This is a genomic window from Streptomyces sp. S186 (genome assembly GCF_051603415.1).
Lineage (GTDB): Bacteria > Actinomycetota > Actinomycetes > Streptomycetales > Streptomycetaceae > Streptomyces.
Map to the genome: position 1 here is coordinate 4537636 of NZ_CP193932.1, position 11864 is coordinate 4549499.

At 71.6% G+C, this 11864-nt stretch carries 11 protein-coding genes; 7 read left to right on the forward strand and 4 right to left on the reverse strand.

What is annotated here, in order from left to right; all coding sequences use genetic code 11:
* The first annotated feature begins 196 nt into the window (after positions 1–196).
* The 7 genes from hemL (at position 197) to ccsB (ending at position 8021) form a co-directional block, all read left to right on the forward strand.
* Positions 197–1504 (forward strand): glutamate-1-semialdehyde 2,1-aminomutase, encoded by a 1308-nt coding sequence (gene hemL, locus ACRAS8_RS19500; protein WP_438487312.1) that lies wholly within the window; start codon positions 197–199, stop codon positions 1502–1504.
* A gap of 35 nt (positions 1505–1539) precedes the next feature.
* Entirely contained in the window at positions 1540–2235 is a 696-nt protein-coding gene (locus tag ACRAS8_RS19505; RefSeq protein ID WP_438487313.1) for a histidine phosphatase family protein, read from the forward strand.
* A 142-nt stretch (positions 2236–2377) separates the two neighbouring features.
* Positions 2378–3595: a hypothetical protein gene (locus ACRAS8_RS19510; RefSeq protein ID WP_438487314.1), complete on the forward strand. Its 1218-nt coding sequence runs from the start codon at positions 2378–2380 to the stop codon at positions 3593–3595.
* Positions 3596–3734: 139 nt separating this feature from the next.
* A complete protein-coding gene (locus tag ACRAS8_RS19515; RefSeq protein WP_438487315.1) occupies positions 3735–4349 on the forward strand; it encodes a TlpA family protein disulfide reductase in 615 nt (204 codons plus the stop codon).
* Positions 4350–4353: 4 nt separating this feature from the next.
* Positions 4354–5118, forward strand: coding sequence for a cytochrome c biogenesis CcdA family protein (locus tag ACRAS8_RS19520; RefSeq protein ID WP_438487316.1), 765 nt, complete (start codon positions 4354–4356; stop codon positions 5116–5118).
* Positions 5119–5121: 3 nt separating this feature from the next.
* On the forward strand, positions 5122–6939 hold the full coding sequence (gene resB / locus ACRAS8_RS19525; RefSeq protein ID WP_438487317.1) for a cytochrome c biogenesis protein ResB: 1818 nt from the start codon (positions 5122–5124) through the stop codon (positions 6937–6939).
* Positions 6936–8021, forward strand: coding sequence for a c-type cytochrome biogenesis protein CcsB (gene ccsB, locus ACRAS8_RS19530; protein WP_438487318.1), 1086 nt, complete (start codon positions 6936–6938; stop codon positions 8019–8021). The genes resB and ccsB overlap by 4 nt, the downstream gene beginning before the upstream one ends.
* A 125-nt stretch (positions 8022–8146) precedes the next feature.
* Here the strand turns inward: ccsB and ACRAS8_RS19535 are convergent, their stop codons facing one another.
* The 4 genes from ACRAS8_RS19535 to ACRAS8_RS19550 form a co-directional block, all read right to left on the reverse strand.
* The gene (locus tag ACRAS8_RS19535) at positions 8147–9574 is read right to left on the reverse strand and encodes an alkaline phosphatase family protein (protein ID WP_438487319.1); all 1428 of its coding nucleotides are present in this window, start codon (positions 9572–9574) and stop codon (positions 8147–8149) included.
* A 380-nt stretch (positions 9575–9954) separates the two neighbouring features.
* The gene (locus ACRAS8_RS19540) at positions 9955–10569 is read right to left on the reverse strand and encodes a DUF4291 domain-containing protein (RefSeq protein WP_438487320.1); all 615 of its coding nucleotides are present in this window, start codon (positions 10567–10569) and stop codon (positions 9955–9957) included.
* Between the two features lie 98 nt (positions 10570–10667).
* Positions 10668–11231 carry a nucleoside deaminase gene (locus ACRAS8_RS19545; RefSeq protein ID WP_438487321.1) on the reverse strand — a complete coding sequence of 188 codons (564 nt, stop codon included), beginning with the start codon at positions 11229–11231 and terminating at the stop codon, positions 10668–10670.
* A gap of 67 nt (positions 11232–11298) precedes the next feature.
* Positions 11299–11796 carry a PLD nuclease N-terminal domain-containing protein gene (locus ACRAS8_RS19550; protein WP_438487322.1) on the reverse strand — a complete coding sequence of 166 codons (498 nt, stop codon included), beginning with the start codon at positions 11794–11796 and terminating at the stop codon, positions 11299–11301.
* Between the last annotated feature and the right edge of the window lie 68 nt (positions 11797–11864).

Here is an 11864-nt window from a genome sequence, read left to right on the forward strand (position 1 = left end):
CGCCCCAGTTTCGCAGACGCGCGGGGGCTGACGCCCGGTCGCGAGCGAGAGGAACGAAAAAAGAAACCAAGAGGGAATGAAGGGGAATCGCACGGGCGGGCCGGGTGGTCCGCGGGGCGATTCCCGCACCGCTGTCAGCCGGGCCGTGTCCGTGCGCCGCCGCCCTCCTCCCCCGTATACGCAGGTCAGGATCCCAGTGTCTTTTCCTTATGAAGCCCCTGTTTCGCAGTCGCTGTTCGACCGCGCGTCCGTGGTGACGCCCGGCGGCGTGAACTCTCCGGTGCGGGCGTTCCGGGCCGTGGGCGGTACGCCCCGGTTCATGGTGTCCGGTACCGGTCCGTACCTCACCGATGCCGATGGCCGGGAATACGTCGACCTGGTGTGTTCGTGGGGGCCGATGATTCTCGGCCACGCGCACCCCGAGGTGATCGCCGCGGTCCAGGAGGCGGTCGCCCGCGGGATGTCCTTCGGGACGCCCGGTGCCGGCGAGGTCGAACTGGCCGAGGAGATCGTGGCCCGGGTCGCGCCCGTCGAGCAGGTGCGGCTGGTGTCGTCCGGCACCGAGGCGACGATGTCGGCGATCCGGCTGGCGCGCGGGTTCACCGGGCGCGCCAAGGTGATCAAGTTCGCCGGCTGCTACCACGGGCACGTGGACGCGCTGCTGGCCGCGGCCGGTTCGGGTGTGGCGACGTTCGGGCTGCCGGACACCCCCGGGGTGACGGGCGCGCAGGCCGGCGACACCGTCGTGCTGCCGTACAACGACCTGGCCGCCGTCCGTGCCGCGTTCGCCGCGCACGAGGGCGAGATCGCCTGCGTGATCACCGAGGCGTCGCCGGGCAACATGGGCGTCGTCCCGCCGCTGCCGGGCTTCAACCAGGGCCTGGCGGACCTCTGCCGCGAGAACGGCGCGCTCTACATCTCCGACGAGGTCATGACCGGCTTCCGGGTCAGCCGGGCCGGCTGGTACGGCATCGACGGGGTCCGCCCGGACCTGATGACGTTCGGCAAGGTCATGGGCGGCGGCTTCCCGGCCGCGGCCTTCGGCGGCCGGGCCGACGTCATGGCGCACCTCGCCCCGGCCGGGCCGGTGTACCAGGCGGGCACGCTGTCGGGGAACCCGATCGCCACCGCCGCCGGTGTCGCACAGCTGCGGCTGCTGGACGACGCCGCCTACGGGAAGGTCGACGCGGTCTCCGCGGAGATCCGCGGGCTGGTCACCGCGGCGCTGGCCAAGGAGGGCGTGGCGCACCGGCTCCAGGCCGCCGGGAACATGTTCTCGGTGTTCTTCACGGACGGCGAGGTGACGGACTACGCGTCGGCCAAGGCGCAGGAGTCGTTCCGCTTCACCGCCTTCTTCCACTCGATGCTGGCGCAGGGCGTCTACCTCCCGCCGTCCGCGTTCGAGTCGTGGTTCGTCTCGACCACGCACGACGACGCGGCGGTCGAGCGGATCGCCGCCGCGCTGCCGGCCGCCGCCCGGGCCGCCGCCGAGGCGACGGCATGAGCGGCACCGGCGGCACGGACCGGAGGACGGGCGAGATGAGCAGTGGCGGGACCAGTGGCGACGAGATCACCGTCGTCCACCTGATGCGGCACGGCGAGGTGCACAACCCCGAGGGCGTGCTCTACGGGCGCCGGCCCGGTTACCACCTCTCCGACCTGGGCCGGAAGATGGCCGACCAGGTCGCCGAGCACCTCACGGGCCGGGACATCACGCATGTGGTGGCCTCGCCCCTGGAGCGTGCGCAGGAGACCGCGGCGCCGATCGCCGGGGCGCACGGCCTGGAGATCGCCACCGACGAGCGGCTGATCGAGGCGGCCAACGTCTTCGAGGGCAAGACCTTCGGGGTGGGCGACGGCGCGCTGAAGAAGCCGGGGAACTGGAAGTACCTGACCAACCCGTTCCGGCCCTCGTGGGGCGAGCCGTACATCGAGCAGGTGGTGCGGATGATGGCGGCGCTCGGCGCGGCCCGGGACGCGGCCCGCGGCCACGAGGCGGTGGCGGTCAGCCATCAGCTGCCGATCTGGATCGTGCGCAGCTTCGCCGAGCGGCGGCGGCTGTGGCACGACCCGCGGAAGCGGCAGTGCACCCTGGCCTCGCTGACGTCGTTCACCTTCCACGGCGACAAGATCATCTCGGTGGGGTACAGCGAACCGGCGCGTGACCTGGTCCCCGCCCACCTGCTGGCCGGCGCCAAGCCGGCGAAGGGGAAGTCCAAGGCATTTGGGGCCTGACGTGGCGTCATATAGCGACATGTCAAACTCGCCGGACATGAAAAATTCGCGTCCATAGCACGGAACCCCGTCGTCCGCCACACCCTCTTCGAAGATGTCCGATTTTGGATATCGAGTTCGAGTACGGATGGGGAACGACGTCATGGGCGCGATCAGTCGGCGGGGTCTGCTGGGGATGGGAGTGGGGGCGGCCGCCGCCCTGGGCGTCGCAGGGTGTGCCGCCTCCGGGCAGGACGGCGAGGGCCGGCGGGTCAAGGACGCGTCGCCGGCCCGCCCCAAGCCCATCGGCGACGGCTCGACCGCCGACTCCGGCAAGCAGCCCCACCAGCCCGGCCCGCCCGAGCGGCTGGAGCCGGGGCAGACCCCGCCGCAGTTCGTGATCTTCTCCTGGGACGGGGCGGGAGAGGTCGGCAACGGCCTCTTCCCCCGGTTCCGCAAGCTCGCCAAGGACCACGGCGCGGCGATGACCTTCTTCCTCTCCGGGCTGTACCTGCTGCCCGAGGGGAAGAAGCACCTCTACCTCCCGCCGAACAACAAGCCCGGCGCCTCCGACATCGGCTACCTCAGCGACGGGCACATACGCGAGACCCTCGACAACGTCCGGCAGGCATGGCTCGACGGGCACGAGATAGGCACCCACTTCAACGGCCACTTCTGCGCCGGCCGGGGCAGCGTGAAGCACTGGACGCCCGCGCAGTGGCAGTCCGAGATAGACCAGGCCATGGCCTTCGTCACCAAGTGGCGTACCCACACCGGTTTCCGCGACGCCGAGCCGCTGCCCTTCGACTACCGCAAGGAACTCGTCGGCGGCCGCACCCCCTGCCTGCTCGGCCAGGACAACCTGCTGCCCACCGCCCGCAAGCTGGGCTGGCGCTACGACGCCAGCTCGCCCGGCGGCCGCCAGGTGTGGCCCCGCAAGAAGAACGGCCTCTGGGACTACCCGCTCCAGCAGATACCGTTCCCCGGCCACTCCTTCGAGGTGCTCTCGATGGACTACAACATCCTGGCCAACCAGTCCCAGAACTCCACCAAGGCGCCGCCGGCCAACTACCCGGGCTGGCGCAAGCAGGCCACCGAGGCGTACGTCAAGGGCTTCACGCGCGCCTACGAGACCAACCGCGCGCCGTTCTTCATCGGCAACCACTTCGAGCAGTGGAACGGCGGCATCTACATGGACGCCGTCGAGGAGGCGTTCAAGCACATCGCCGACGACAAGCGCAAGGACGTCCGGCTGGTCTCCTTCCGGCAGTTCACCGACTGGCTCGACGCCCAGGATCCGCGGATCGTCCGCAAGCTGCAGGGGATGGGGGTCGGCCAGCGGCCGGCCGGCGGCTGGCACGGCTTCCTCTCCCAGGTCTGACCGCCCGGCACCCCCGCGAGGCCCGCGGGACGCGCCGGAAGAAAGCGTTCCGCAGGGCCTGACATGCACCTTCGTCCGGGGCGCGACGGGGCGAGGGGGGCGCGGAAGATCCGTAATCGGCCCATGCGAAACTTTTCACATGAGTGACAGCCGCGCCCTCCGCCGCCTCACCAGTCGCCGCCGTCTCGCCGTGTACGCCGCGGGAGCCGCGGCCGCCTCGCTGACGCTGAGCGCCTGCGGCGACGGTGCCGCCGGAGGCTCGGCGCAGACCCGCTTCGTCCAGGGCAAGAACGGTGTCGACACCGTCAAGCCCGACGAGCGGCAGCCGGCACCCGGCCTGTCCGGCGAGACCACCACCGGCAAGCACCTGGACGTCGCCGACTACAAGGGCAAGGTCGTCATCGTCAACGTCTGGGGATCATGGTGCGGCCCCTGCATCGCCGAGGCCCCCAACTTCGCCAAGGTCGCGAACGACGTCAAGGACAAGGGCGTTCAGTTCGTCGGGATCAACACCCGCGACGCCGAGAAGTCGCAGGCCACCCAGTTCGAGGAAGAGCACAAGGTGCCCTACCCGAGCCTGTACGACCCCACCGGCAAGCTGATGCTGCGCTTCCCCAAGGGCAGCCTCAACCCGCAGTCGATCCCCTCCACCATCGCCATCGACCGGCAGGGCCGGATCGCCGCACGGTCGATCGGCCCGCTCGCCGAGGACGACCTGCGCAAGATGGTCGCCCCGCTGATCGCCGAGAAGTGATCGCGTGATCGCGCTCGCCGCCACCGCAGCGGAGAACCGGACCGTCCTCAGCGGCGCCCTGATCGCGGCCGTCCCGCTGGCCCTCTTCGCCGGCCTGGTCTCGTTCTTCTCGCCCTGCGTGCTGCCCCTCGTCCCGGGCTACATGTCCTACGTCACCGGCGTCACCGGCACCGACCTCGCCGACGCCCGGCGCGGCCGGATGCTGGCCGGCGCCGCCCTCTTCGTCCTCGGCTTCACCGCCGTCTTCGTCTCCGGCGGCGCCCTCTTCGGCTTCTTCGGCAAGACCCTCCAGGACTACAAGGACGTCATCTCGCGCGTCCTGGGCGTGCTGATGATCCTGCTCGGGCTGGCCTTCGCCGGCGTCCTGAAGCGGTTCGGCCAGCGCGAGCTGAGGTTCCACAGGAAGCCCGCGATGGGGCTGGCCGGCGCGCCGGTGCTCGGCGTGCTCTTCGGCGTCGGCTGGACGCCCTGCCTCGGCCCCACCCTCACCGCCGTCAACACCCTCTCCTTCTACGACGCCAGCGCCGGCCGCGGCGCGCTGCTCACCGTCGCGTACTGCCTGGGCCTGGGGCTGCCGTTCATCGCGGTGGCGCTCGCCTTCCGCCGGGTGCTCGGCGCCTTCGGCTGGGTCAAGCGGCACTACGTCTGGGTGATGAGGGCCGGCGGGGGCATGATGATCGCCCTCGGCATCCTCCTCGTCACCGGCGTCTGGGACACCCTGATGTCCCAGCTGCAGAGCTGGACGCAAAGCATCACCGTTGGGATCTGATTGATGTCCACCAAGACCGACACCACGGACGAGCCGGGCGCCGCCGCCGACGGGAGCGGTGATCTCGGCACCGCCGGATCCCAGCTCAGCACCGCGCCCAAGGAGGACGTCTCCCTCCCCTCGCTCGGCCCGACCGGCTGGGTGCGCTGGTTCTGGCGCCAGCTGACCTCCATGCGGGTGGCGCTGCTGCTGCTCTTCCTGCTGTCCATCGGCGCGATCCCCGGCTCGCTGATCCCGCAGACCAGCATCGACCCCGTCAAGGTCGACGAGTTCAAGGACAAGCACGCCACCCTCGGCGGGATCTACGACAAGCTGGGGATGTTCCACGTCTACAGCTCGGTGTGGTTCTCGGCGATCTACCTGCTGCTGTTCATCTCGCTGATCGGCTGCATCGTGCCGCGCGCCTGGCAGTTCGTCGGCCAGCTCCGCGGCCGCCCGCCGGCCGCCCCGCGCCGGCTCACCCGGCTGCCCGCGTACACCACCTGGCGCACCGGCGCCGCGCCCGAGCAGGTCCTGGACGCCGCCGAGCGGATGCTCGGGAAGCGGCGCTTCCGGATCCGCCGGGAGGGCACCGCGGTCGCCTCCGAGAAGGGCTATCTGCGCGAGGCCGGCAACCTCCTCTTCCACGTCGCGCTGATCGTGATGCTGGTGGCGTTCGCCGCCGGCAGTCTGTGGAAGTCCGAGGGCGGCAAGCTGATCACCGAGGGCGACGGCTTCTCCAACAGCCTCACCCAGTACGACGACTTCTCCTCCGGCCCGTTCTTCGACACCGACACCATGGCGCCGTTCGGCTTCACCATGGACTCCTTCGACGCGACCTACGAGCGGACCGGCCCGCAGAAGGGCACCCCCCGCACCTTCCGCGCCAACATCACCTACTTCACCGGCGCCGACGGCACCGAGCACAAGAAGTCGATCGAGGTGAACACCCCGCTCGACATCGCCGGCAACAAGGTCTACCTGCTCTCCCACGGCTACGCGCCGGTCGTCACCGTCAAGGACGGCCGCGGCAAGGTCGTCTACCACGGCGCGGTCCCCTTCCTCCCGCAGGATCCGAAGAACTTCACCTCCTCCGGCGTGGTGAAGGTCCCCGGCGCGCGGGACAAGGACGGCAAGCGCAACCAGCTCGGCTTCCAGGCGCTGTTCGTCCCCACCTTCGGCGGCAAGAACTCCGGCTCGATGTTCTCCCAGTTCCCCGCTCCGGACTTCCCCGTCCTGTCGGTGAACGCCTGGCACGGCGACCTCGGCATGGACTCCGGCCTGCCGCAGAACGTCTACCGCCTCGACACCAAGCGGATGACGCAGTACAAGGACGCCGGCGGCGACTTCTTCAAGAAGATGCTGCTGCCCAAGGACCGGGCGGCACAGATGCTCGGCCACACCGGCGCCAAGCTGACGCCCCAGCAGCTCGCGGCCGAGTCCACGATGAACCTCCCCGACGGGCAGGGCTCCATCACTTTCGACGGCATCAGGACCTGGGCCAGCTTCAAGATCACCCACCAGCCCGGCAACGGCCTCGCGCTGACCGGCGCGGTCTGCGCCCTGCTCGGCCTCGCCGCCTCGCTGTTCATCCAGCGGCGCCGGGTCTGGGTCCGCGCGGAGCACGCCGACGACGGCGTCACCGTCGTCGAGATGGCCGGCCTGGGCCGCAGCGAGTCGTCCCGGGTGGCCGAGGAACTCGCCGCCCTCGCGGCCGAGCTGACCCCGAGCGCCCCCCTCGCCGCGGACACCGCGGACGGGCCCGGCACGTCCGCCGAAGACCCGACGGAGCCGTCCGACTCTGCCGATCCTGCTGACCCCTCCGAAGGAGCGCGCGCGTGAATCTCGCTGCCGCAGCCAACGAGACACTGGCCCACAACAGCAATGTGCTGGTCTATTCGGCGATGGCGATCTACACCCTCGCCTTCGTCGCCCACATGGCCGAGTGGGTGTTCGGCAGCCGCAGCAAGGTCGGCCGGACCGCCGCCGCGCTGACGTCGCAGGCCGCCGCCCCCGCAGCGGCCCGCGCCCAGAGCGCGCAGAGGGGGGGCACCGCCGTCCTGGAGCGCCCCAAGGTCGTCACCCGGACCGCGACCGGCGGCCGTGACGTCCCCGACGGCCCCGGCGCCCACGGCGGCACCGAGAAGGGCGACCTCTACGGCCGGATCGCGATCTCGCTGACCGTCCTGGCCTGGGCGCTCCACGTGGGCGGCGTCGTCACCCGCGCCCTGTCCGTGCAGCGCGCCCCCTGGGGCAACATGTACGAGTTCTCCACGACCCTGGGCGGGGCCGCGGTGACGGCCTACCTGGTCCTGCTGCTGCTCAAGAAGAACGTCCGCTGGCTCGGTCTGCCGCTGGTCACCACCGTCCTGCTCGACCTGGGCCTGGCCGTCAGCGTCCTGTACACCGCCAGCGACCAGCTGGTGCCCGCGCTGCACTCCTACTGGCTGTGGATCCACGTCTCCTGCGCGATCCTCTCCGGCGCGGTGCTCTACCTCGGCGCGGTCGCCACCCTGCTCTTCCTCTTCCGCGACCGCTACGAGGCCAAGCTCGCCGACCCGGACGGCAAGCAGCCCGGCGCCTTCGCCACCTCGGTCCTGGAGCGGCTGCCCTCGGCCGCCTCGCTCGACAAGTTCGCCTACCGCGTCAACGCCACCGTCTTCCCGCTGTGGACGTTCACCATCATCGCGGGCGCCATCTGGGCCGAGGCCGCCTGGGGCCGCTACTGGGGCTGGGACCCCAAGGAGGTCTGGTCCTTCATCACCTGGGTCGCCTACGCCTGCTACCTGCACGCCCGCGCGACCGTCGGCTGGAAGGGCCGCAAGGCCGCCTGGCTGGGCCTGATCGCCTTCGTCTGCTACCTCTTCAACTACTTCATCGTGAACATCTTCGTCACCGGCCTGCACTCCTACGCCGGCGTCTGACGCCCCGCCCGACCCACGACACACCGGTGCCGTACGGACCCGGCCTCCTCCACCAGGCCGGTCCGTACGGCACCGCCGTGTGTACGGGAGCCGCGCCGCCCCTTCGGCCGGAGCCGCGGCCCGCCTCAGCGCCGCTTGCGCCCGCCGCGCTCCTGGTGCGGCGGCCGCTGCACCTTCCCCGGCAGCGTCGGCTTCGGCAGGTGCGCCACCTCCCACCGCGCCTCGGCCAGCTTCTCGGCGGTGTCCCGCGGCAGCCGCGGCGGCCGGTGCGCGGGGGTGCGGAAGCCGAACGCCGACGTCAGATCGCCGAACGTCTCCCGCCGCCAGTCGCTGATGTTGGGCTCCGTCACGCCCGTGAAGCGCTCCAGGAACTGCAGCACCGAGGTGTGGTCGAAGGCGTCGCCGGCCGCCCAGCCGCCCACCGTCCAGGGAGAAACGATCAGGCACGGGACCCGGAAGCCGGCCCCGATCGGCAGGCCGCCGACGAACTCGCCCTTGGTCCCCGCCGGCGGCACCGGCGGCGGCACATGGTCGAAGAGCCCGTCGTTCTCGTCGTAGTTCAGGATGAAGGCGGTCTTGGCCCACACCTTCGGGTTCGCGGCGATCGCCTCGATCTTCCTGGCCACGAAGTCGGCGCCGGCCGCCGGCAGATAGTCCGGGTGCTCCGACTGGTAACTGGTGGGGATGATCCAGGAGACCGCCGGCAGCCGGTCCTTGCGGGCGTCCTCCTCGAAGGTGCCGGCCGGCTGCGGCCGCACCCCCCGCTCGTACAGCGGGCTGCCCGGCTTGGCGTCCCGGAACGTCTGGAACTGCTCCAGCAGGTTGCAGCCGTAGTCGTCCTCCTCCTGGTACACCTTCCAGCTGATGCCGGCCGCCTGGAGCCGCTCCGCGTACGTCGTCCAGCGGTACGGCTTGGGCGCGGTGTTGGTCAGGACCGGGCCGCCGTGGGTGCCGCCCGGGTCGAGGGTGCCGGTCATCCAGTACAGCCGGTTGGGCCAGGTGGGCCCGAAGACCGAGCAGAAGTAGTTGTCGCAGAGGGTGAACGCCTCGGCGAGGGCGAACTGGAAGGGGATGTCCTCACGGGTGTGGTAGCCCATCACGTACGGGCCGTTGACGCCGTCGGCCTTGCGGTGCGCGGGCAGCCAGCGGTCCATCTTGCCGCCGTTCCACGCCTCGTGCTGGACCGACCAGGCGTGGCTGGTGGACGGGATGGCCTGGGCGCTGGAGGAGTGGGTGTTCAGGCGGAACGGCAGCAGATAGCCGTCGGGGTTCTGGGGGTCCGGCTGGTAGAAGACGGACCGCCCGCTGGAGAGGGTGAGCGCGTGCGGGTCGGCGAAGCCGCGGACGCCGCGCAGCGTACCGAAGTAGTGATCGAAGGAACGGTTCTCCTGCATCAGCAGGACGACGTGCTCGATGTCGCGCAGTGAGCCGTGACGCGGGGGACCGGCGGCGACGGCCTTCTGAACGCTGGGCGGCAGCAACGACAGCGCGGCCGTGCCACCGATCGCCCCGGCCGCCGAGCCGAGGAGTCTGCGTCGGGTCATATCCGGCATGAATGCCACTCTCCCTGAGTCGCGTGCGGCCTCGGTGGGCCGTCCCGACTGTGGCGGCGGCGCAGTTTCCCGGGCAGGGGGAGGTTGCTGAACGCTGAGTCAAATGGCCGTGAACAGACCCGAGTTGGCCGACCACTCCTACGTTTTGTACGTCACCTGCGGCAGCGCCCGACCGGCCGGTCAGCGCCCCGGCTACGCCTTTGTGGCGATTGACGGGGACACGCCGCTTACGCCCGGGAGTTCCCCCGGGTGCCGGGCACGGGCACCGGGAGGCGGCCACTCCCCTGGAGGAGGCCGCACGGTAGCGGACCGCCGTGCCGCGCCTCAACGGGAGCCGGGCCCGGCCGGGGTGGCCGGAAAGCCGCCGTGACCGGGCCGGCTCAGCGCAGCTGCGCCAGGGCCTCCTCCGGGGCGGGATACGGGCGCTCGTCGGGCAGCAGGGCGCGGGCGGCCGCGTCGTCGCCGGCGCGGACCAGGGCGTGGATCTTCCGGGCCAGCGGTGTCACGTCGCGGATGGCGACCGTCCACTCGTCCGCGTAGGCCCGCGCCAGCGCGCCGGACAGGCCGAGCTGGAGGGAGCGGTGGGGCAGCGGCCGCAGGCGCAGATCGCGCTCGGGGTCCCACTGGACCCGGGCCGGGGCGTGGCGCAGCGCGCGCTGCCAGGCTTCGCGGTCCGGGTGCAGTCCGGGGACGTAGTGCGACAGGCAGGCCCGTCGCAGCGCCCGGTCGAAGCCCTCACGGGTGATCTCGACGGCCAGGACCGTCTCCTGATCGGCCTTGGTGCCCCAGCCGCAGCGGTACATCATCCACAGGAACGACGGCTTGATCCACGTCATGCGGTCGCGCTTCCAGGCGGCGGGGAACCGGCCGTCCCGCGCGGCCGGCAGGCCCAGGGACGGCGCGTACGCCTGATAGACGGTGACGGTGTCCGCGGTGTGCAGCGCCCGGATGCGGCGGGACGGCTCGGCGGCGTCGGTGGTGGTGCCGGTGCTCATGGCGGCCCATCCTGCCGGGGCCGGGCGCCGCGGACCACCGGATTACGCGCCACCCGCACGCCACGACGGGCAGACGGGGGCGGCGGCCGGCCCCGGCCTCAGAGGCCGCCGATGTCCTCCTGCCACAACTCCGGCCGCGCCCCGATGAAGTCGCGCATCGTCGCCGCGCACGCCGGATCGTCCAGCAGCACGATCCGCACGCCGTGCCGGGCCAGCCAGTCGTGGCCGCCGTGGAACGTCCGGGCCTCGCCGATCACGACCCGGGAGATGCCGAACTGGCGCACCAGCCCGCTGCACAGCCAGCACGGCGAGAGCGTGGTGACCATCGTGGTGCCGCGGTAGTCGCGCTGCCGGCCGGCCGCCCGGAACGCCGCGATCTCGGCGTGCAGCGAGGGATCGCCGTCCTGGACGCGGCGGTTGCGGCCGCGTCCCCACAGCGTGCCGTCCGGCCCGTAGAGCGCCGCCCCGATGGGGATGCCGCCCTCGGCCAGCCCCGCCCGCGCCTCCTCGACGGCGGTGGCGAGCATGGCCCGGGCCTGCTCCTGGAGGTGTGCGGGGTCGCCGGCGGCGTCGTGATGGCCGTCCACGCGGCCGTGGCGGCGGACGGCGTCGCGGTCCCGCCCCCACGCCCGCGTCCGGTCCTGATCCGGTGCCTGGTCCATGCCGGTACTCTCCCCGCCCGGCCGGGACCCGGCAACGGGGGCTGGGCCGGACGGGCCTGACGGTGCCTCAGGAGGCGGCGGGCGGGGTGTCCTCGGGGCCCTTCCGGCCGCTCTTGCCGTGCGTCCCGTCACCGCCGTCGGAGTCGCCGGCGCCGGTCCCGCCCTCGGCGGCCCCGGATTCCCGCCGCCGCAGCTCCTCCTCGCGGCGCCGCAGATCGGCCTCCCAGTCCTTCAGCAGCGCCTCGTCCTTCTTGTTCTCCTCGCGCAGCGACCGCAGGAACTCCGGATTGTCGTCCGGGGCCACCCACGTCGCCCGGGGGTTCGCGCCGTGGTTGCGGTGCCACTCGGAGGGCGTGCTGCCGCCGCCGCCCGCCACCCGGTGCCGTTCCTTGCCGGCCACCAGCCAGGCCACCGGCCCGATCAGCACCTCGCCGAAGAACAGGATGATCAGCACCCACACCACCTTGGGCAGGCCGCGGACCTGCGACTCGGGGGTGTTGAGGCAGTCGATGAAGGCGTAGATCCACAGTGCCAGCACCAACAGGAACGGCAGATACCTGAGCATTGCGGAGGGTCCCCCTGCACGTGTGGACAGGCCCTCGGCGGGCCCCGTGACCCGTACAGGGTAGTGCG